Origin of the sequence: Stecheria intestinalis, assembly GCF_009696165.1 — a bacterium.
In the GTDB taxonomy this organism is placed as follows: domain Bacteria; phylum Bacillota_I; class Bacilli_A; order Erysipelotrichales; family Erysipelotrichaceae; genus Bulleidia; species Bulleidia intestinalis.
Genome location: NZ_VUMN01000016.1, coordinates 1 through 22,656 on the forward strand (window position 1 = coordinate 1; position 22,656 = coordinate 22,656).

At 52.6% G+C, this 22,656-nt stretch carries 18 protein-coding genes; all 18 read right to left on the bottom strand.

What is annotated here, in order from left to right:
* Nucleotides 1-66 precede the first annotated feature (66 nt).
* Nucleotides 67-462, bottom strand: coding sequence for a UPF0758 domain-containing protein (locus FYJ51_RS07545; protein ID WP_154504650.1), 396 nt, complete (start codon nucleotides 460-462; stop codon nucleotides 67-69).
* The gene (locus FYJ51_RS07550; protein WP_154504652.1) at nucleotides 447-920 is read right to left on the bottom strand and encodes a DUF3592 domain-containing protein; all 474 of its coding nucleotides are present in this window, start codon (nucleotides 918-920) and stop codon (nucleotides 447-449) included. Before FYJ51_RS07550 ends, FYJ51_RS07545 begins: the two co-directional genes overlap by 16 nt.
* Before the next feature lie 54 nt (nucleotides 921-974).
* The gene (locus FYJ51_RS07555) at nucleotides 975-2,054 is read right to left on the bottom strand and encodes a PTS transporter subunit EIIC (protein WP_154504654.1); all 1,080 of its coding nucleotides are present in this window, start codon (nucleotides 2,052-2,054) and stop codon (nucleotides 975-977) included.
* A gap of 7 nt (nucleotides 2,055-2,061) precedes the next feature.
* Nucleotides 2,062-2,793: an alpha/beta hydrolase gene (locus tag FYJ51_RS07560; RefSeq protein ID WP_154504656.1), complete on the bottom strand. Its 732-nt coding sequence runs from the start codon at nucleotides 2,791-2,793 to the stop codon at nucleotides 2,062-2,064.
* A 59-nt stretch (nucleotides 2,794-2,852) separates the two neighbouring features.
* Nucleotides 2,853-3,869, bottom strand: a complete 1,017-nt coding sequence (gene galE / locus FYJ51_RS07565) for a UDP-glucose 4-epimerase GalE (RefSeq protein ID WP_105304009.1) — start codon at nucleotides 3,867-3,869, stop codon at nucleotides 2,853-2,855.
* Between the two features lie 17 nt (nucleotides 3,870-3,886).
* Nucleotides 3,887-4,948, bottom strand: coding sequence for an RIP metalloprotease RseP (rseP, locus tag FYJ51_RS07570; RefSeq protein WP_154504658.1), 1,062 nt, complete (start codon nucleotides 4,946-4,948; stop codon nucleotides 3,887-3,889).
* On the bottom strand, nucleotides 4,945-6,111 hold the full coding sequence (locus FYJ51_RS07575; protein ID WP_105304011.1) for a 1-deoxy-D-xylulose-5-phosphate reductoisomerase: 1,167 nt from the start codon (nucleotides 6,109-6,111) through the stop codon (nucleotides 4,945-4,947). The genes rseP and FYJ51_RS07575 overlap by 4 nt, the downstream gene beginning before the upstream one ends.
* Before the next feature lie 2 nt (nucleotides 6,112-6,113).
* Complete coding sequence (locus FYJ51_RS07580) at nucleotides 6,114-6,896, bottom strand: phosphatidate cytidylyltransferase (protein WP_154504660.1); 783 nt, start codon at nucleotides 6,894-6,896, stop codon at nucleotides 6,114-6,116.
* Nucleotides 6,893-7,594 (bottom strand): polyprenyl diphosphate synthase, encoded by a 702-nt coding sequence (gene uppS / locus FYJ51_RS07585; RefSeq protein WP_105304013.1) that lies wholly within the window; start codon nucleotides 7,592-7,594, stop codon nucleotides 6,893-6,895. Before uppS ends, FYJ51_RS07580 begins: the two co-directional genes overlap by 4 nt.
* A gap of 100 nt (nucleotides 7,595-7,694) precedes the next feature.
* On the bottom strand, nucleotides 7,695-9,677 hold the full coding sequence (locus FYJ51_RS07590) for a PASTA domain-containing protein (protein ID WP_205946241.1): 1,983 nt from the start codon (nucleotides 9,675-9,677) through the stop codon (nucleotides 7,695-7,697).
* Nucleotides 9,670-12,783 carry an N-acetylglucosaminidase gene (locus FYJ51_RS07595; protein ID WP_154504664.1) on the bottom strand — a complete coding sequence of 1,038 codons (3,114 nt, stop codon included), beginning with the start codon at nucleotides 12,781-12,783 and terminating at the stop codon, nucleotides 9,670-9,672. Before FYJ51_RS07595 ends, FYJ51_RS07590 begins: the two co-directional genes overlap by 8 nt.
* 12 nt (nucleotides 12,784-12,795) lie before the next feature.
* Nucleotides 12,796-13,806, bottom strand: coding sequence for a hypothetical protein (locus FYJ51_RS07600; protein WP_154504666.1), 1,011 nt, complete (start codon nucleotides 13,804-13,806; stop codon nucleotides 12,796-12,798).
* Between the two features lie 84 nt (nucleotides 13,807-13,890).
* A complete protein-coding gene (gtfB, locus tag FYJ51_RS07605; protein ID WP_154504668.1) occupies nucleotides 13,891-15,330 on the bottom strand; it encodes an accessory Sec system glycosylation chaperone GtfB in 1,440 nt (479 codons plus the stop codon).
* Nucleotides 15,303-16,799 (bottom strand): accessory Sec system glycosyltransferase GtfA, encoded by a 1,497-nt coding sequence (gene gtfA / locus FYJ51_RS07610; protein WP_154504670.1) that lies wholly within the window; start codon nucleotides 16,797-16,799, stop codon nucleotides 15,303-15,305. Before gtfA ends, gtfB begins: the two co-directional genes overlap by 28 nt.
* A gap of 11 nt (nucleotides 16,800-16,810) precedes the next feature.
* The gene (gene secA2 / locus FYJ51_RS07615; RefSeq protein ID WP_154504672.1) at nucleotides 16,811-19,138 is read right to left on the bottom strand and encodes an accessory Sec system translocase SecA2; all 2,328 of its coding nucleotides are present in this window, start codon (nucleotides 19,136-19,138) and stop codon (nucleotides 16,811-16,813) included.
* On the bottom strand, nucleotides 19,135-19,581 hold the full coding sequence (asp3, locus tag FYJ51_RS07620; protein ID WP_154504674.1) for an accessory Sec system protein Asp3: 447 nt from the start codon (nucleotides 19,579-19,581) through the stop codon (nucleotides 19,135-19,137). The genes secA2 and asp3 overlap by 4 nt, the downstream gene beginning before the upstream one ends.
* Nucleotides 19,574-21,082, bottom strand: coding sequence for an accessory Sec system protein Asp2 (asp2, locus tag FYJ51_RS07625; RefSeq protein WP_154504676.1), 1,509 nt, complete (start codon nucleotides 21,080-21,082; stop codon nucleotides 19,574-19,576). Before asp2 ends, asp3 begins: the two co-directional genes overlap by 8 nt.
* Nucleotides 21,045-22,649, bottom strand: coding sequence for an accessory Sec system protein Asp1 (gene asp1, locus FYJ51_RS07630; protein WP_205946242.1), 1,605 nt, complete (start codon nucleotides 22,647-22,649; stop codon nucleotides 21,045-21,047). The genes asp2 and asp1 overlap by 38 nt, the downstream gene beginning before the upstream one ends.
* Nucleotides 22,650-22,656: the final 7 nt, after the last annotated feature.

Here is a 22,656-nt window from a genome sequence, read left to right on the forward strand (position 1 = left end):
GAACACCAAACTGCCTCCTGTTCAGAAATCAGATCAATCTGAAGCGGTCTAGGACTCATGCCGGTCTCATCGGATTGAGCTTGCTGTTTTTTCGGATTCGGCTTGCTGAAAAACTGGATACGACACATAGAGTCCTTCCGGACTTCTCACGACATCTGCTTCCACAGCCCGCTCATACGAGATTCTCCTGGAAAGCTCCATGCAGGCTTCCAGTTCCAGCGCTTTGACTTCTGAGATTCCAGGGACCTGCTTCATGTCATACCGGCTAAGCTTCAACAGCCCGTTCACCCCGCCGCTTTTCATCAGCAGATGATCAGCCGCATCAAGGGCAGACGTGCCCCGGATGCCGCTGCGGATCAGAATCGCCAGCAGCTCGCGGCTGGAAAGACTGCGGATGCCATGCATGATCGCTTTCTCCCTGGGCCGTTCGCTTTCCGGCAGATTCTTCAGACGTTCTGCCATGTCTGCACCTGGTTCTTTGCCTGCAGCACGCTCTTCCAGTGCACGGCATAGATCTCCGGATTCTCCGGATCCACCATCACTTCTACCGGCGTTCCCGGCTGCACGAAGGAGAGATTCCGGTAGATCGGATCCGAGCAGAAATGGCATACTTCTCCAGTTGCCGGATTCTGCCATGCACATTCCAGGAGATAAGGAGAGATGCCATTCACGGAAACCGAGAAGTCGATATAGCACGTGACTGCTTCGGCCATGACTTTCGTTCCGTGCTTCTCGGCAGCAGAAATCCTGCGGATCCTTGCAATCGCCCGGATGAGAATCAGCACTCCGGCCGCACTGAACAGGATACCGGTGAGGATGATTCCCGGTCCCGCAGAGTGAAACAGGATCAGCCCGGCAAGGCCGATGCCCGCAAACAGAATGCCGGGAATGAGTTCAGTGATGAAATTGAGTCTGCCCATAAAGAATACCTTCCTTCTTCTCTATCCCTAGCAGAAGGACGGAAGGATCCCCTGTCATTTCTTCCTCGTCCGAAGATACGCAGTTCCTGCAAAGACCATTGCCGCAAGTGCTCCGAGGAGGAGAATCCTCTGCGGGTTCTTTGAAGCTGGCATGACGCCGCTGAAGAAGAAGTCCGCAAACCCTCCGGACAAGGCCAGCCCGGCACGGAAGGAAAGAAGATCTGCCAGCACTGCGGAAATGCCATAGGAAAGGCAATAGCCTAGATACAGAAGCGGATGCACCAGCAGCAGATATTCATAGGGAAGCACCGTTCCCCCGAGAAACGAAACCAGACCGATCATTCCCCAGCGCCGGTTTCCATCGTGATTCTGATGCACCGCGCAGGCCGCCGGAATGCCGCCCATCATAATCGGAAAGAAGCCCGACATATAGAGCCCCGATGGCCAGGAGACATCTTCGGAAGTCTTCCTTGCCCAGAAGTACGAAAGATCTCCTAAACCGGTTCCTGCATTCCATACCATCCGGTTCAGGCCGCGCTCCATGCCGAATGGAGCCAGAAGCCGTTCGAAGACATGGAACCAGAATGCACCTCTCACGCTGCCATCCGCACACCATCTGCCAAGCGCTGTGATGCCATCATAGAATGGCGGCCAGAGAAGTGAGAACAGAACTGCAGAGAACAGAGAACCTGCAATGAGGAGCAGTGCTGCTTCCAGCAGCTTCTTCCAGAAGTCGCAGGACTTCTTCAGAACCCGCTGAAAGAGAGTGCAGGCAAGGATTGCCGCAATCATTCCGAGCAGTGCATACGGGATATCATTCCGGGCAGTGCTGAATGACATGAAGCGGGAGATGCCATGGGCAAGCACCTCATAAGACAGAAATGAGAGCAGAGAAGCACTGACATGGAATTCGTCCGTAAGGCCAAGGCCAAGACAGATGGAAAGCACGATGCCAGGATGATCCCAGCCGAGACTTCCGATCCATACGAGTATTCTTCCAGCTTCTGCAGTCGGGGCATAGGCATTTCCGCCCTGCATCGTCTCGGGACAGAGGGCATATCCGAGCGACAGAAAAGCCGCAAAGAACAGCATCCCTCCTGCCGCAATGGAATACGCTTCTGCAATCTTCTTCATAAAGTCCTCAATCGTTCTTCAGAAATTCCCGGATCGCTAGAGAGGTCTGTTTCTGCTGTTCTTGGCGGGAGATGGATGCGACGCCATCTCCGCTCTGAATGCCGTAGTTTCCGAACTGGGCATGGTTTCCGCCCTCCAGAACAACGATCGTCGTATCATCCGGATCATACTGCGGATTCTTCTGCAGCATTTTCTGATGGCCGTCTTCTGATCCATAGATGCTTAAGAGACGGAAGTTCTCTGCATGCAGGTCCGCTGTCGGATACCCTGCGAGAAGAATCAGACCGTCATACTCTTCAAGATGCGAAGCAGAATACTGTGCAGCCATCGCTGCCCCGAGCGAATGCCCGGCCATATACCAGCTTGTCTCTTCATAGTCCTGACGGATCTGATCTGCCTTATTTAATGCGAAGAAAGCCATATGGAATGGCATCTCAAGCAGAAACACATCGCAGCCCTCAGCCGCAATCTGATGCAGCAATGGCGCATAGGCGATCGTCTCCACCTTCGCACCAGGATAGAAGATCATCGCGGTCCCTTCGCCCGGTCCGTCAAAGAGATATCCTCCTTGCGGAATTTCAGCGATCGTCACGGCATCATCGCTCTGCATCGCGGCATGTGCGGTTTCATCGGCGTGATAGTATGTTCCGAAATAGATTCCTGAGGCAAGAAACAAGGCTGCGATCACCGCGAGGATCACCCATGTTTTCTGCTGACGTCTGTGCTTTCTCTGAACCATGTCTTTTTCCCTCCTCCCTTAGGAAGAAAAGCCCATCCGGGACGGATGAGCTTCGAGGATCAATGAATGCCGTCCGGATTCTTCAGCGTGAAGTTCCAGGAATCGCGGCACATATCATCGATATCATACTTGGCTTCCCAGCCGAACAGGCGCTTTGCCTTGGAAGGATCGGCATAGCATTCTGCGATGTCGCCAGGTCTTCTCGGCATGATCTTGTACGGAAGCTTCTTCCCGCATGCCTTCTCATATGCATGCAGGACATCCAGGACGGAATATCCCTTGCCAGTACCGAGATTGACATGCTCGACACCTTTGTGTTCCAGCGCATACTTCACCGCTCCGATATGTCCATCTGCCAGATCCACGACATGGATGTAGTCACGGACACCGGTTCCATCCGGAGTCGGATAGTCATTGCCCCAGACTCTCAGATATTCCAGCTGGCCGTTGGCAACTCTTGCAATATACGGAACGAGGTTGTTCGGGATTCCGTTCGGAACTTCTCCGAGCAGTCCGGACGGATGCGCTCCGATCGGATTGAAATATCTTAATAACATGACGGACCATTCCGGATCCGATTTCGAGACATCCTCGAGGATGCGCTCATTCATGAGCTTGCTGGTGCCATATGGGTTCGTGGTTCCGCCGACTTTGGAATCCTCGGTGATCGGGCACTTCTCCGGTGCTCCGTAGACGGTAGCGCTGGAGCTGAAGACGATGGTCTTGCAGCCGGCATTGCGCATTGCCCAGTACAGATTGATCGAACCGGAGATATTGTTTTCATAATACGTCAGCGGCTTCTGAACGGATTCTCCGACTGCCTTGTAGCCGGCAAAGTGGATGACGGCGTCGATATGATTCTCATCGAATACTTTCTTCAGTCCATCCTTGTCAAGCACATCAGTCCGGTAGAACTTCGGCTTCACACCGGTGATCGTCTGAATGCGGTCCAGAACGGCTTCATTGGAGTTATAGAGATTATCGAGCGCGATGACCTCATATCCAGCCTGAATCAGGGAAACGCATGTGTGGGAACCGATATATCCGGTTCCTCCGGTTACGAGAATAGTTGCCATGTGTGAATACCTTCTTTCTATCCGATCATTCTGGAAACATCATTCCAGGTAACAAACAGCATCAATGCGATCAGCAGCACCCAGCAGGCTCCCATGAGCCCGATCTTGACCTTCTCATTCAGCTTGCGATGAGCAATGGCTTCGGCGATCGTGATCACGACCTGGCCGCCATCCAGCACCGGTAACGGAATCAGATTGAAGATGCCGACATTCAGCGAAAGCTCTGCCATCAGGAACAGGAAGCTCGAGAAACCATACGAAACAGTCTGTTCCGTCGCCTGATAGATGCCGACCGGTCCGCTGAGCTGATTCAGATTTCTTCCAGCAAAGAGATTGCGGATCGCGCTCATCATGAGCTTCGTCACCGTCCACATCTCCTGCGCTCCGAAGCCCCAGCAGTTCAGAAGATTCACATCTTTCATTTCTGCCGAAGGACCGCGGATGCCGATCATGTAGTACTGGTATTCTTCGTTATATTCCGGAGTCACGGAGACGGTGAGTTCTTTGCCATCTCTCAGCACCGTCAGCTGGATCGGCTGATCCGACATCGAAGACAGTTCAAGCTGCAGGTCTTGATAGGTTGATGGATGATACTCGGTTCCATCAGAAAGCACGATTGCTTCAATCTCATCCCCTGCTTCAAGTCCTGCTGCTTCCGCAGGACCCCCGGAAATGACTTCTTCAATCACCGCTTTCGGAGATACAGCAAACGATCCTGCATGCAGGATGATCAGCGAGAAGATCACCCAGCAGAGCACGAAGTTCATGAATACTCCCGCCAGCATGATGATGACTTTCTGCCACCATGGCTTATCGGTCAGACGCCTGCCGTCGGGAACTGTGACATCCGGATAAGCCGCATCGCCATCCTGCTCTCCCGCCATTGCGACAAAGCCGCCGATCGGAATCGCCCGGATGCTGTACTGCGTCTCGCCTTTCTTCCGCTTCCAGATGACCGGTCCCATGCCGAACGAATATTCGTAGCAGTATACGCCGAATTTCTTTGCCGCAAAGAGATGACCTGCCTCATGGATGCAGATAATCACCGTAAGAAGAAGGATAAAATAGATAATCGTCATTCGTTAATGAGTACTCCTCTGATCTGTTCTTCCGCATAAGCTCTGCCCCAGGCATCTGCCTGAATCAGGTCGTCCACGCTGGAAAGCTCTGCAAACGGCGCATGATGCACCGTATCAATCACAATCTGCTCAATCGAGAGAAACGGAATCTCATGTCTGCGGAAAGCCGCATTGGCAGCCTCATTTGCCGCATTCATGATCGCTCCGAGATTGCCGCCCTTCTTTCCTGCTTCATAGGCTAAGGCAAGCAGCGGATACCGCTCCGTATCCGGTTTCTCAAAATGAAGCGTTCCGATCTCTGAAAGATCCAGAGGGTGATCCTGATGCAGCGGCAGACGGTCCGGCCAGCTCATCGCATACTGAATCGGCAGCCGCATATCCGGTGCTCCGAGCTGAGCCATCACGCTGTGATCGCAGTACTCGACCATCGAATGAATCACGGACTCCCGATGCATCAGCACGTCGATCTGCTCATACGGAAGATCAAACAGCCAGTGCGCTTCCGTCACTTCAAATCCCTTATTCATGAGATTTGCGCAGTCCACCGTGATCTTCGGTCCCATCGACCAGTTCGGATGGGCCAGAGCATCTTCCAGCGTCACATGCGCAAGTTCTTCTCTCTTCTTATCCCGGAAGGCGCCGCCGCTGCACGTGATGATCAGCCGCTTCACCTGCTTCATCTGATTGCCCTGCAGGCATTGCCAGATGGCCGAATGCTCGCTGTCGATCGGATACAGCCGCACGCCGTATTCCTGCATTGCCTTCTTAATGAGCGCTCCGCCGCAGACCAGCGTCTCCTTGTTGGCAAGGGCCACATCATGATGCGCCTTCATCGCGGCCAGGGTCGGCGCAAAGCCCGCAAACCCGACCAGCGCATTGATCAGCACATCATAATCCGATCCCGATGCCAGTTCTTCCATGCCTGCTTCTCCCCATAAAAACTTCGTATGAGGAAATTCTGCAGCTAAGGTTTCAGCATCTTCTTTCCGCATCACGGAAACCTTGGTCACCGGAAAGATGCCAAGCAGCTTTCTGGCCGTCTCAATCCTTCTGCCTACTCCGAATGCCGTCAAAGAAAAGCGATCCGGATGCTGAAGAATCACATCGATCGTCTGCGTGCCGATCGAACCGCTCGCTCCGAGCAGTACAAATCTCTTCGTCATATTCAGATCCCCCATGCCAGCATCAGTGCATTGAATGCCATGAAGCAGAACACCAGGCTGTCAATCCGGTCCAGGATGCCGCCATGACCAGGCAACAGCTTGCCGAAATCCTTGATGCCGAAATGCCGCTTCGTGCTCGAGAACGAAAGATCCCCGATCTGAGCTGCCGCAGGCAGTACCAGAGATCCGCTCACTAACAATCCGATCGGCATCTCCGGCACGAAGAACAACCCATAGACAAGAGAAATCACAAGTCCGGTCAGATAGCCGCCGATACTGCCCTCCCAGGTCTTCTTCGGAGAGATGCGCGGAATCATCTTATGCTTTCCGAACTTTCTTCCGAAAAACCAGGCTCCCGTATCGCACAGAAAGCAGGCCAGCGCGACATAGATCATCGTATCAGGCCCGAGTATGGTTCCGTAGATTCTGCATACGCCATTCCATGCCATCGCCAGGATGCACGAAATCGCATAGATATAGACGACCTCATCAGTCGAGAATGGTTCATAGAAGATATGGATGGCAAACAGCACGATGATCCATAATGCAAACCCGGCAATGATCAGCTCGCCTTCCAGATGGTACAGCAGGATGATCGCCGCCGCCGTCAGGATCGTCATGCCCATGTGCGGCTTCTGATCGCTCATGCTGGCAAGCTCATACGCACCGAAAAACGAGATCACCGCCATCAGGAGATCAATCCAGATTCCGCCTGCCAGAAACGGCGGAATGATAATCGCAATCAGCACTGCCGCGGTGAGGACCCGCTTCTTCGTATCACTCATGCCTTCACGCCTCCGAATCTGCGATCACGGGCCTGGTATTCCTCCATGCAGCGCCGGAATACCTCCGGTGTAAACTCCGGCCAGCTCTCCGGCACGAATTCCAGTTCCGCATAGGCAATCTGCCAGAGCAGATAATTCGAGATCCGCTCTTCCCCGCTCGTGCGGATCAGAAGATCCACCGGCGGGAAATCCTTCGTCATCAGATACTTCTCAAAGCCCTTCTCATCGATGCCGAGCTCTGCTTTTCCTTCTTTGACATCTCTCGCATACTGATTCGCAGCCAGCACGATCTCCCGATGCGAACCATAGTTGATCGCAATATTCAGATTCAGACCGGTATTATCCTTCGACTCTTCCACCGCATCCAGAAGCACCTTTCTTGTGCTCTCCGGCAGGGCATCCAGCTCGCCGATCATATGCATCTGATAGCCCCGGTCCAGAAACTCCTGCATATACTTCCGGAAGAAATAAGCAGGCAGCTTCATGATATAGCCCACTTCCTCCTGCGACCGCTTCCAGTTCTCCGTGGAAAACGCATAGAGCGTCAGATACTTCACCCCGAGCTCATCCGCAGCTATCGCAATGGTACGGACATTATCCGAACCGACCAGGTGACCGTACGTCCGCGGCTTTCCCTGGGCCTTCGCCCATCTGCCGTTTCCGTCCATGATAATCGCAACGTGTCTGCATTCTTTCATAGCCATGTTCTCTTTTCAGCCAGAAGAATTATAGCATAATCACCAGGGCCTCCGCTGTATGCATGGAACCAGCGAGTCCCTGGTGATCTGTTTCTTCTTTTCAGTCTGCGGAATAATACTCGATCGTGATCTGGTCCTTCACATTGATCGTGGAACCAGGTGCTGGTGAAACCGACTTCAGCGCATTGATGCTCGTCGTGCTTCCCGTCGAAATCTTCACGAAGTTCAGGTTGTAGAATCCCGCCGCATTCAGCGTCTGCGTCAGGCTCGAGACAATCTCCGAACCTTTCATGCCATCATACAGGGCCGTATAGATCGTCGGAATCGTCGCCGTCACAACCGGTTCCGGTCCCTTCGAATACGTGATCGTGATCGCTGTTCCTGCTCGGACTTTCGTTCCGGCAGAAAGCGACTGACCAACCACCTGACCCGCGGTGACATCGCTGTAATAGCTCTGCTCCAGCTCCGTGACCGAAAGACCGAGACTGCTCAGCGTCGAAGAAGCATCCGAATGGTCCTTTCCGGTCACATCCGGAATCGTCACATAGGAGCCGATCGATACCTGGCAGGAAATGCTCTTTCCGCTCACGGTGCAGCCGACGATCTGTCCTTCCGAATACTGACTGCTTTCCACATCCGACTTCGTTACGGTGTAGCCGTTCTTTCTCGCATCTGCAGAAGCACTGTACAGAGAGCTCCAGCTGGAACCAGCATTCACGAGGCTGCCCGGATCCCAGGAATAGGAACCCTTTGAAACCACACAGTTAATCGAGGCTCCGGATTCATAGCTGCCCGTATCATTGGACACCAGGACGTCTGAACGGTAGCTGTCGCTGTAAACATAGGAAACATTGCCGAGATTCAGACCCATCGAGCTCAGATAACTCTTGAAGCTGTCCAGAGACTTGCCTGCCTGACTGGTTACGCTGTACTTCTTTCCGATGGCGACCTGAACCGTCACGCTGGTACCCGGAGCCACCAGCCCGCTCACGCTCTGGGACAGAATGGTACCCGCTGCCGAAGTGCTTTCCGTTTCCTGATAGGAAACCGAGATCTTTGCGCTGCTGCTGTTCTCAGCATTCAGGGAAGAAAGATACGCTTCAAATGCGGATTTTGTCTTGCCCGTATAATCCAGCAGATTCACTTTTCCTGCAGAAACAGTGAATTTCACCGTTGTCCCTTCTGCAGCCGTACCGGAATCCGGAGACTGCGACAGGACGATGCCGGCATCGCTGCTGCTGTAGAGAAGCGTGACACTGCTCTTGAGCTTCTGTGAACTTGTCCAGGTCTCTGCTTCGCTCCTCGTCTTGCCGACATAGCTCACGATTTTGATGGCCTTGCCCGAAGATAAGGTCACGGTGATCGAAGAACCGGACTTCACCTTCGTTCCGGCCTTCACGCTCTGCGAGAGGAAGCCGCCGCTGGCTACCGTATCAGAAGCCTGGGCAGCAATCGTCAGCGTGATGCCATTCTGCGATGCCCATGCCTGCATATTCTTCCGCGAATACGAAGAGAAATCCGGAACGGTCACTTCAGTCTTTTCGTCGGAATCGCTGCCGCTTGAGAATGTGATCGTCAGCTCATCAGAACGTTTCATGGTCGTGCCTGCATCTGCAGAAGCCTTCAGGAACACACCCTTTTCTACCTTGTCATCGCTCTCAAAGGCATAGCTCACTGCCGTGAACTTATGGTCTTCAAACCACTGCTCGACCTCTGCCTGCTTCTTGCCGGTAAAATCAGGCATCTTGAATTCCTTGTCCGGATCCGGTCCATTTGACAGCGTGATCTCCAGAACCTCTTCAGACCCTAAGACCGAATCTGCTTCAATGCTCTGAGACAGGACGACATCCTGATCCTTTTCTTCATCATACGTATAGTCGAAGGTGCACTGATCAGAAGAAACCGAATTCTCTGTCATCCAGCTTTCGACATCGCTCTTCGTCTTTCCGACGAAGGCCGGAACCGTGATCTTCGCCGTTTCAGGGGCCGAGGAAAAATAGTACGCTGCCGTTCCGACCGTCGCCGTTCCCAGACCGATTGCAACCCCGAGCAGGATCTTTGTTGTCTTTGCAAGTCTAATCATTCGCATTCCCCTCATCTGCCGCAATCGTCAGCTCAAAGCGATCATGAATCTTTCCCTTGGCGATCGTATAGGTTCTTCCTTGATACGTATCCGTGACCGGATCCATGTCTCTGAGACTGTAAAGCTCATAGATATCTCTTGCCGAATCCGTCTTCAGATCCAGATACAGCGTATAGGTTCCTTCTGAAAGAGAAGCAAGATCAATCGATCCGTCAAAGCATGCTTCATCAGCCGTGTAATCCGACTGCAGCATCTTTCCGAGATCTACCGGACATGCCTTCGTATTCATGGAATACGAGGTTACAGTTCCATTCTCATCCTCGATCAGAATCGTATAGGACGGATGATCGTCTGCCGTGATGGAAGTCCCTCTTAGCAGACCATATGCATCGATACTGAACTTGCCATCTTCAATCGTGAGTGAATTCGTTCCGAAGACAGAAGCACTGCGGATCGGCTTGCTGATGACAGACTTATCAATGCCGGACGTACCGATCGAAACCTCGAGACGATAGTTGTACATCGGTTCTGCATAGAAGCTCACGATGGATCCGTCGGTTCGATTCTCGCTCTGATCGATATCATCCTTCGTGCAGTACAGCGGTACTGTCCCGGATTCCTCCCCATTGGTGACTTTCACCTGGATCTCATACGTTCCTGCCGCAAGCCCTGAGAGATCTGCAGAGACTTCATAGAGTACATGCGAATACGTATACGAATCGCCGAGGCTGACCGGAGACGGAAGATCGCTCATCTTTGCATCAAAGACCGTCTCTTCGTCCGTTTCCATATTCCGGAAGATCAGAGAAACCTGGTTGCTGTCGCTGGCATCCATGCCCTTCAGGAAGGCCATACCGCTGATCGTCAGCACCTGATCCTTCAGAGAANCACTTTCGACGCCTCTCATCACATTCTCGCTAACATCTTCCGTCGGCTTGATGGTGCATCCGGTTCCTTCGGTGTAGTTCTCATATCCATCTGCACAGACACAGGAACCAGCTGCTTCATCATACGAAGCATTCACGCCGCAGCTCACTTTCTGCACCGTCAGTGCCAGTCCATCTGTTCCGGACAAGGATGCCGACGAGAAGGCATACGAATTGCCATTGGCAGTATGCGGATCCGGAAGGCTCTGGATCAATGGCAGCCAATACGTGCTGCTGTATTCCGATACTGCCGAATAAGACCTTGCGAAACTGAAGAAATACGTTCCTTGTGCAAGGGAAGACACATCGACATCCGTGCTCCACTTCAGAACATCGCTGTCGGCAGAAACCGTAAGCGGAATCTCTGAAACAGAAGCGAAGGCATCGCTCTGAATCGTCAGAGTTTCCGTGACCGTATTCTCGCTATCGGTCAGAATGCCAGGCACATAGCTTCTTCCTTCCAGATGCAGCGTGCCATTCTCATTCCAGCTGAGCGCATCCAGCGTCTGCACCGCGTCACCAGTCGCCGTTCTTCCGGTGATCTGGATCGGCGTCGTATTGATCAGCGTCACCTGATCCTTGCGGATCCAGCCGACCATCGTATCGAAGTTATAATCAAGCCCTCCCATACTGCTGAGGTGGGTGACGACATTGCCGGAAGTATCCAGCACATTCGTGGACTGCACTTCATACCATCCATCCCGTTCTGCCAGAATCGCAAGCGTATGGTTCTTCTGATAGCGGGAACCGTATTCCGTATTGTAGAGCACGGATCCGTTGACTGACTTCAGGATATCCACATGGGCATCATTCTTTACAATGCCAAGACTCACCGAATTGAAATCAGTCAGCTTTCCGTTCCAGTCGTTGTCGCACTTGTCAATCGCATAGGCAATCGAAGCGATCTTGACGCCCCAGTAGTTGTCCGTAGCATATTTCACATTGAAGCCGGAACCCTTATTGCCAAGATGCGACCCGAAGTATCTTGCATCATTGATGTCCAGATATCCTCTCAGATTGATGCTCATATGTTCATTGATCGCCTGCTCGACACTGCTGAAATACGAAGCCTGATCCGGATCGGAATCCACCGCATTCCAGCCGAAGAGATTGTTTCTTTCCTGGGCATAGGCGCTCATGCCATAGCCTGACTCCAGGCATGCCATCGCAAAGATCTCCAGGGCATTGACCCCATACTTGTCCTGGGCAGAAAGCCAGATCGAACCCGTATTCCAGAGCTTGCTCGAGGAATCCTTCCCGACTGAGCTCAGAAACTGATTGAACGTGCTCTCAGAGATTCCGGTCTTCGAGCGCAGGAACACGAATTCATAATACGGATAATACACTCCCGCCTGGTTCTGGCAGGTACGGTCGGTATAGAACGTCGTGTTGTCATAGCTGTAATAGACATCACCGACTTTCATCCAGTCAGCTGCCGGTCCGACCGCACTGGTCCATTCCTGAACCTGGCCGCCATTGGACGGATTGCCCCAGCCGCTGAAATAATGCAGCACGAGATCGGCATAATTCCCATTCTGCTCCACCTTGTAATACTGCTGATGCGCATAGGTCAGAAACGGCTGTTCGCCGTCATACGTCGAATTGCCGCCAAGATACATGCCCCAGCCGTTTTCAATGACTGCCATCGGAATGAGATCGACATTCTTCAGGTTCACATAGCCTTCAAAGCCCGCCGCATCGACGAGTACCTGCGCATTGCCGTCGCTGTCCGGAACGGAATACAGGCCGAGATACTGCAGCTCCCGGTGCCAGGTGACTGCCGTGGTCTTATTGTAAGCAGGCATGGAGCCGGAAAGATCATAATACTGGTAGATCGTGACGGTATTGGCACCGGAACGCTGCGGATACGTATAGACGACGCCGGCACTCATATCGATGATTCTGCTTGGCGAATACGAAGCACTGCTGCGGATGACGCCGGCATCGCCGAGCGCATACATCTGCCGCTTCGCTTCGGAATAGTCGCCAGTGCAGGCAATCATCTCAAAGCCTGCATTGCCGCCGGACGAAACGACCTTGTCTACTTCATAGAGACTGCAGGCCATCGGGTAATAGTCATATTCTTCCTTTGCCGAGACTTCCACGGTCATTGCGGGCAATGCAGTGACCAGAGAAACCGCGAGACTCAGCACTGCTGTCAGAATCGGAAACGTTCTCATTCTGTCACTCCTTTACTCATTCAGGTTCACATTGACCGTGATCCACGTATCCTGGCCGCTGACTTTCAGCTTCAGCACGCCGGTATACGTGATCGGATGATCTTCCGGATCATATGCATAGAAGAACAGATATCCCGAAGACGTATCCGAAATCGTCTTCCCGAGGATATTCTGGAATTTCAGTGTATGGACCTCTAGCGGCAGCGCATCAAATACTTCCGAGGAATTCGCCGGCACATACTGTGCACTTTCCAGCGAAATCGTATCGCCATACAGCGACACGGCATCGACCTCAAACGCATAGACCCGGGTCGTCGAAGGAAGCAGGTATTCCTGGTCCTGGCCATTCATGGTCTGATACAGCGGTTCGCCGGTGATCTCTCTTGCCTTCGAGACCGTCATCTGATACGTCTTGCCATCCGTGATGACATCGCCATCCGTGTAAGCAAGCATTTCTGAAGTCCCCTTCGGGTCAGAGAGCGAGAAGGAAAGTGCCTTGGTCTGGAAATCCATGGATACCGTAACGCTGCTCAATGAAGAATCCTTCACGGGAATGAAGATATTCGCATCAAACGGAGAGGTCTCCGAGATCAGCGAGAACAGCACATTCTGCCTGCCGAGAAACAGGTTATTCTCTTCCAGCGTATTCACGTAATCAGAAACCTGATCCAGACGGATGCCTTCACTAGTCGTGAAATGAGACAACGAAACATTAAGCGGACTCTCTCCCTCAATATGCACATTGGCAATCACGAACCGGAAATCAAGACCATCCAGCGCAAACACCTTGTAATCATTCACAGAAATACTCAGCGAAGACATCTCGGTCGTCCGGGAAGGAACGCTCATCGCCCCGGCGGTCGCAAGCGAAGCTTTCTCGCCGATCGTATCAGGATCCGAAGAAGCAGCACTGCTGTTCTTCGGATCGTGCAGCAGAAACAGAAATGCTGCAATCACAGCAGCGAGAATAACCACGATTACGATCAGAAGCCGGGAAGTTTTCTGTTCATCTTTTCCTGTCATGTTCCTTATTATAAACGATCTGCACGCATTCTGCTGATTCTCCTGGGATGGAAACCATGAAAAAGATCTGCCGCTGGCAGCAGATCAGTGATTCAGAAACAAGTGCTGATAAGAGGTGATCGGCTCTGACATCGCTGCCTGTTTCTGAAGAGACAGATGTTCTTCCTGCATGGATTCTGATGCCATCAGCTTCTTCACTTCTGCAATCAGCCCTTCCGCATCCGCAAACACATGCTCTTCCGCCACATACTGCGGCCGATGCAGTGTGGATGAAAAGCCCATGATCAGCATCTCATTGAGGAATGCATGCTTCACAGCCGAGACGATCTCACTCCCGTAGTTGATATCGAAATACCAGCCGCACGCCGCAAAGAGCTGATTCAGGATCTGCCTTGAAGCAGCAGGATACAGCCGCACATTCGGATAAGACCCGAAGGCCAGCAGCTTCGAAGACATCTCCGTGACTGCCGCAATCCGGAATTTCATCTCCGGCAGTCCCTTCACGAGTTCTTCCAGCGAAGCGATCTGATCCGAGTTTGTGCAGATCAGCACCTCATTCCGGTTCCTTCCTGCATGGTCAAACGCGTACACGAATCCAAACGGACGCACCTCTTCCGAAGAAGCCCCGAGCGACAGCAGCTTTCGGCAGCTCTTTCTGTTCTGCACGAGAATTTCCTTCGTATGCGAGTTTCCAGCCAGGATCATCTGCATGTTTCCGGGAATATCGTCTCTTGGCTCCTCTTGCCAGAACAGGACATTGCCTGCTTTGCAAGAAGCCAGCCGCTCGCTGACAAACAGCGGCGTCGACAGCGAATTGTAGAAGATCCGCTGTCCTTCATAGCCAAGCTCCCTGATCAGAGAAACCGCCAGTTCCGTCCGGCCGCTGAACAGCTCCGTCATCCCATTCCGATTGACCAGAATATCTCCGGTCACATAGTTCTCGACGACCCGTTCTCTTCCTTCTTCATCCATCCACGAGCAGGAGAACCGCTCGCCTTTCTCATTGAAGATCGTTCTTGCATAGAGAAGACCATGGAGATCATAGTGGTCGGTGAACCGCACGATTCCGTTTTCATCCAGCCAGTCCGCATCGCTGACAATCCGGCTATGCAGAGTCTTTGCATAGAAGATCCGGGCTCTCAGGTGATTGCGGTCATAGACCCTTGCCGACATGCCGTCCGCACTGATCTCCCAGTAATCCGGAAGCTCGATCTGATTGAAATACCTGCTCGTGCCCGGCAGCCAGCCCGCATGACCTAGACGGTACGATTGAATCTCAGCCTCGCTTTTCTTCCTTGGCACATAGACTGCTCCGCAAAGCGCACCCGCAGTTTCATCGTAACAGAACATGCGGTACAGAGAAATGACATCATCCGGCAGCGACGCTTCTTCGGAAAGCACGACCACCGGCCCGGAAAAACCCGCACTCCGGAACGAATCCTTCAGCATCTCTGCTGCTTCATCATAATGATCAAGAAGCAGGATTCCTTCCTCTTTTACTCTGCCTGTATCACGCTTTTCCATTTCTGCACCACGTTTTCTGTGAGATACTCTGAAGCAATCTCATAAGAACATTCCGAATATGCCCTGCGATCAGCCGTCAGGAAATACTGCACAACCGCATCAGACAGTGCCTGTACCCGCTCCTGGTCGCTCATCGTTTCCGAAACCGGAATCAGCGTTCCGTTCTTCCCGTTACGGATAAAGGAAGGATTTCCATAAGGAACATCGAAACCGATCATCGCCAAGCCGCTGCCGACTGCTTCCATGAGGCTGAGCCCGAATCCTTCGCTCGTCGAACCGGAAAGATACAGCTCATAGTCCTGATAGAGGTCTTTCATTTCCTGCTGACCGAGCAGATGAATATACCGCGAAGCATTCCGCTTCCTGATCAGACTTTCAAGCCGCTGATACTCGCTGCCTGCTCCGCAGATATCCAGCGTCAGTTCAGACACATCCGCCTTGGCAAGCACGCAGGCTTCAATGACCCAGTCCAGATGTTTCTCGCTGGCAAGCCTCGATGCAGTCACAATCGAATACGGTTTTCTGGGTTTCTTCGGATAGATCAGCTGATCAAGGCTCCCGACCGGGATCACCTCGATCTTCGGAACAGCTCCGACATAGTGTTCAAACTGCGCTGCCATCTTCTGTTTCTGAGCAATGGTCGAGGTGATGAAGAAGCTGATATGGCGGTACAGATCAAAGGGATACTCATAGTAGTTATTCCAGAGAATGTGCGTATCATCCGTTCCGGATACGCTGTAATGATCCGCATGCACGACGATGCCGATTCTTGCCTGGCCGGCATTCTCGAAGATTGCCTGGCCGATGCCGGTCGTCCGATCGACGATCACGGTATCCTGTCCGGAAAGATGCAGGCACTGCACGAAGTAGCCGACGAAGTCTTCTTTCGAATAGAAGATATGATCCGGAAAGCGGAACATTGAATTCTTCGGACCGGTCAGTTCTTCATAGGCAATGGACCCATCTTCATGAAAGAACCTTCTCTGATACAGGTGCGCGCTTCCATCCAGGGGTGCATAGTATTCCGAATAAATTCTTCCGTATGTGAAGTAGTCCTTGCGGATCAGAGCCCCATGCGATACAAACTCCACCCGATGAACCAGATCCTGTTTCTCATCCGTGAAGTAGATGGTGCAGTAGTGACCCGGATCCTGAAACTGCAGCCTTCCGATCCTGCCTGTTCTGCTCACGCTGAACTTCTGATCGGCAAGCGTCGCTTCGAACTGCTTCAGCGTATAAGTCACCGGCGAAATGCGGAAATCGGTGAAATACGTATACAGCCAGATCACTTCGTCATCCGCAAAGCCGATATGCTTCGTGAAATGCTCGATGTTCTCCTGGGGAAACATATCAGTGAAGATGAACTTAGCCGGTTCTTTCAGCACCCGGAACATCCTGGCCCGATAGAGCTGCGCATATTCGACGCCGCTGGATGCCCAGCCGATGCCGAGATTGAAATTGTAGATCATCGCGCTTCTCCTTACGGAAACAGAATCATCTGCTTCCCGTCAGACCCCTGCCCTATTTCAGCCAGGAAGAAGTTGCGGGCAATGTTCTCCATCATCGTCTGCTCCATATTTTCAAAGGAATGGTATGCCTCCCGGCTGTATTCGAAGATCGGGTTCCGCTGGGCAGTTCCTCGCGAGGTGATCGCATACTGCAGCTGCTGCAGATAGTCGACTTCCTCGATCCATCCTTCATCCAGCGCCTTCAGCATGCATGCGCGCTCGAACTCCTGCAGCTGCTCTGCATTCTCAAACGAATCTTCTTTCTGCTTCAGCAGTCCGTCCGCATAAGCCTCCAGCCTGTTCAGAAGACCCGCAGAATCTTTCTGAGGGGACAGAGAAAGCACTTCCGGATTCACTTCATACGAAAGATGATCGAGCACATAGCGGCAGAGATCGCTTTCTGAAAGAGAGCGATGGCTCTTCACGAACCGCTTCAGGTTCTCATGCACGATCTGCTTCAGCAGATCTTCCTGCACGGCTTCGCCGTCCAGCAGCCGATTTCTTGCGGCATAGAGGATCTCTCTCTGTCTTCTCAGAATCTGATCATACCGGACTGCCTGCTCGCGGGTTGCGACACTCTGCTCTTCCATGGTCCGCTGAGCCCGCTGGATCAGGCGCTTCAGCCGCCCATGGGAGATGGATTTCTTTCCGGAAAGCACCGCTTCCGTCTGATCAGGAAACATTTCCGTCACAATCTCATCTTCCAGCGATACGAAGAACTGGCTGCTGCCCGGATCGCCCTGGCGGCCTGCTCTGCCTCTGGCCTGCCGCTCCAGACGGGTATTCTCCATGCGGCCGATGCCGATCACCGCCAGTCCGCCAAGTTCCTGCACACCGTCTTCCAGCTTGATATCAGTGCCTCTGCCAGCCATGCCGGTCGATACCGTCACCGCATTCTTCCTGCCGGCCGCAGCGATGATCTCCGCTTCCCAGTATGCATTGCTTGCATTCAGAACGCTGTGCGGCACATGGCGATCTACCAGCATCCGCGAGAAGATCTGCGTATCCTGGATCGTCGCCGTGACGATCAGCACCGGCTGCCCGGTCGCGTGATGGTTCAGCGCTTCTTTCAGGGCTGCTTCAAACTGCTCTTCAGCCGTCATGAAATACCGGTCTTCCCGATCGATGCGCTGCAGCTTCTTATGAGGCGGAACAATGACCACCCGCTTGTGATACACCTGGCGCAGCTCTTTTCTCGCATCAAAGAAGGTGCCGCTCATGCCGCACATCTTCGGAAACATCAGGAACAGATTCTGGTACGTGATCGAAGCAACTGAACGCTGCTCCTGGGAAAGCTCCAGGTGTTCTTTCTGTTCAATGGCCTGATGGACCCCGCCCCTGAGCTTCATGCCAGGCAGGCTTCTGCCGGTGCTGTTATCGAGCAGGACAATCTCCCCGGAATCGGAGATCATGTAGTCCTTCTGAATCAGAAACAGCACTCTGGCTCTTAAAGACAGCTGAATATGCCGGTTCAGCTCGAAGTTCTCATGCGCATAGAGATTGTCAATCCCGAAGAACCGTTCTGCATAGGCAGTCCCTTCCTCCGTGAGCCAGACTGACTTCTCTTCGGTCTCATAGTCTCTTCCTTCTTCCAGCGTCGAAACAAAGAAATCCGCACTGGCATAAAGATCCGACTGCACTCTTGGCGAACCGGAGATGACCAGGGGCATCTGCGCGCCATCCAGCAGTACGGAATCAGCTTCATCGATCAGGATGAACTCAAACGGACGCATGAACCGGTCTTCCGCCCGCATCACGAGATTGTTGAGCAGGTAGTCAAATGCBAGCACGCTGTGCGTCGTATACAGAATATCTGCCGCATAATTCACCCGCTTCTCATCATTGGTAAAGGAATGATCCGGAGTTCTGGAGACCCCTGCCCTCTCCGTCAGGCCCATGAAGGAAAAGACCGGCCGCATCTGCTCTGCATCACGATAAGCCAGGTATTCATTCGCCGTGACCAGAATCGTGCTCTTTCCGGTTAAGGCATGGAGATACAGCGGCATCGTTGCCGTGAGCGTCTTTCCTTCGCCGGTATTCATTTCCGCTAAGCACCCCTGATGCAGTGCAGCAGCCCCGTAGATCTGCTCGTCAAACGGATAGATCCCGAGGACTCTGCGATCTGCCTCAGCAATTGCTGCATAGGCTTCCGGAAGAATCTCATCCAGGCTCTTTCCTTCTGAAAGCTCCTGCTTCAGTCTCTTCGTCTCCAGCCTGAGCTCCTGATCGCTCAGCCGGGAGATCTTTACGGCAGATGCTTTCACGGCATCTGCAATCTGTTTCAGCTTTCTGTCTGTCATTGTCTGCCGGTCTCCGTGATCGTGAAGGAATGGAAATGGAATGCATGGGCCCCGGCACAGATCAGCTGTGCTTCATAGCTGTATGCCTTCAGCGGACACTTCAGATCCATCTCCGGCTCGTCCATGACCCGACTTCCTGCTTCCTCTCCGTTTTTTCCATGAAATACAAAACGCAGAAAAATTCCCTGCGGCACATCCGTGTCGATCTTCAGGGAAACATGATAGCTTCCTTCCCCATCAATAATGGGAAGCGAAGGCTCGATTCTGCCGGCCTGATAGTTAACCATCGAATACCAGACCTTGATCACCGTTCCGGCCGGCATCAGTGCATTACGGAATTCCACATCATCCTGGGCAATAAACCTGATCTCTGATCCGTACAGATACGTATCGCCGGCATTTTCGTTCCAGGTTATCGTCCAGCTGTTTTCAAGTTCATTCATCCTGTTTCTGCTCTCTTCCGAATTCTTCCCGCAGCACACGGTGATACTGCCAGATAAACCAGCTGACAATGCCATGCGTATCATCGTTATGACGGCCATGCAGGCCTTTGCCGATCAGCTTTGCCTGACTGCCCTTCATATGTGCCAGAAGCTTCTGATACGCATCCTGGTCATAGTCATCTTCAATCATGTAAGCCGCATAGATCGTCCGGCCGGACCAGTCGGTCTTTTCAAACTGATCCCAGAAACGCGCATTAAGCGCTTTTACTGCCTCTTGGCTGAGACTGCCTTCCGACTTCCACAGCACATCGAGCGAGGTTGCAAACAATCCTGGTCTCACAAGGCGTTCATTTTCAGCCACATTGCCGAGACTGACTAATGGTTTTCCGACAATCACATTGCCAGCCGCAATGCGAATCGCATAATACAATGCCGCAAACGTGCCCATCGAAAGTCCCGAGAGCACGACCTGATTCTCAGAGAACCCGAGTTCCCCGCACGCTTTTCTGATGGCGCTGACAATCAGCGATTCATATTCCTCGCTGCCAAGATAAAACGCTCCGCCCTCAAGCCTTGATTCGCTGATCAGAAGAAACGGGCATCCCATCCTTCTCATCATCCGGTATCCTTCAAAGCCTTCCATGGTCTTGTAACCGGAGAAATACACACATAATGGCGGTTTCAGATCCCCCGGATCAAAATACGTGAATACTTCTTCTCCATCAGCAGTGACAAGCCGTTTTCCGCCAGGGAGAAAGGCACCTGCGCCTCTTCTGGAATAACGGTCATGCAGCGCCCGGATCTTCAGTTTTCCATGCCCGCACGCATTCAAAGAAACAAATACCGGCCCGGAAAGCTTCTCGTTATCAATCGTCACCGGCTGCCTCAGATCTGCTTCTGAGAAGGTCCAGGTATTCTGAATCGCCGAAACACTGCCCCGCGGGAACTGGATGATCTGGAGTTCGATCGAGACACTATCATCCTTCTCATACTCCAGCCAGAAATCAATTGCCTGGCCTTCTTCCACCGGGATATTGCCGCGCCAGAATACTGCCTGGTGCATCGTATCTCCGAACGATCCTTCCAGGACTGCCTCCGTGTATCCATGCCACGTCACGGAACCGTGGAAATACGGAGAGACCGACATCATATGCGGATCGAACTTCTCGCCATACGACCTCGACTCATAGTTCTTCAGCTGATCCGAAAGAAACGGCTTCAGATCTGCTGCAGAAATCTCCTGTCCGGCTCTCGCTTTCCTCAGCCATTCCATTGCGGAATTCTGCTTCAGCCCTGCCAGGAAGAACAGGCAGTGGGCCCGCACATGGCGATTCAGATACTTCGCTTCTTCTTCGCTGAGTTCTCTCAGAATGAAGGCGATGTCATATTCGGGATCCGAAGCATTCAGCTCCGGCTCATAATTCCATTTCACATCCTCGCTGAAAACAACCTCCAGAGAGAGATCATTCCCGCCCAGCTGCAGTGCCTGAATGCTGATCAATCTGAATCACCTCCTTCCATGCCTTCTCAAGCTCCGGCGCCGTGAACCGGCTGCCAAGATCATAAGACGCAATCTGCGCTTCATTGAAATGCGCCACGCTGCCCAGATAGTAATCCGCTGCTTCGGGCAGTTCAGAAAGATCCTTCAGGATTTTTCCGTTCCTTCCGTCCTCGATATATTCTGTCTTCTGCATTGTGATCTGCGGAATGCCCATGCTCATGGCAGAAATCTCCAGGAACTGATCCGGCAGCGGTGACAGATCGCATACGACCCTCTGTTCCCGGAGCGTTCTGCTCACATGCATCTCATCCACGCACTGTGCGACAGAAAATACTCTGACCAGCGGATCTTCTAAGACATCATTCTCTCTGACTCCTTCTTCAGTTCCTGCCATCTCCGGATTCATGCCTGCTCTGCTGAGAGCATTCTGAGCCCGCTTCAGCAAGCCGATCTTCTCGTCATACTTCGAAGACCGCGTGAACAGGCAGACCCTTGCCCGATGATTCTGATTCCGGATATATCCGCCCAGCAGCACGATCATGCGGTCAAACTGCTCTTCGGACAGATCATCGCAAGCCGCCAGAATATTCTGAACTTGCAGATGCTGGCTGATGCCGAACTCAACTCTCGTCTCATAAGGCGTGATGACCCGGATCGGCGTATCGCGATGCAGATGCTTCTTCACTTCTTCTGCAGTGCTTTGTTTATCCGCAACGATGCAGCCAGCCGAATCCAGCAGTTCCTGTTCTGCTTCTGTGAAGGCATGTGCCTCCATTCTGCGTTCGAAGAACGACAGAATCTTCGGCCTCTCTTTCAGAACCGTATTCAGCAGCTCGGAATGCAGCGGATGCATCGCAATCGTGAACACATCTTCTTCTGAAGTATCCTTCAGAAAATCAGCCAGGACTTCGGCAATGACTTCATCAAGATTCTGATAACGCTGCTTTGCATAAGGAACCTTTTCATTGCCATGCAGGAAGAATGCACTCTCCGGGTTGATGACGACATGTCCATCCTCCAGATATCTTGCAAACTTCCATACTCCCTGCTCATCAAAATATCTCTGGAACGAAGCAACTCCGTTCTCATAAGCAATCTGCTGCGATACAAACCCGCGGTCATCATAGAAATTGCTCGCACTCATCAGGCCATTCCGGAACAGATCCACCCGGAACATGTTTCCATCTTCTGCGAAGCTGATCTCTGCATACTTCTCACGATTGTGCATGACGAGCACGGCAAATGGCGAATATACGAATTCCACGTCTTCCGGCCACGAAAGATCATGAAACGAGAACGTATGCATGGCTCTTACTGAAATGCCCTGCATCGCATCAAAGCACGACCAGTACGGCACATGATAGACCCCCTGGCGATGCAGGAAATGGCGGAAGTTCGGGGAAAAACTCAGCAGCACGACCTCCAGAGGAGCAACCTTGCGGCGGAAGAACAGCTGGACCTGCTTGACGGTATCATCGAACTCCGTGACCGTCCTTGACCGATACCAGACCTGTTCGTTTTCTCTCCAGTCATTTTCCTGATACCACGCCGGAATGAAATACTGCATAGCTCTC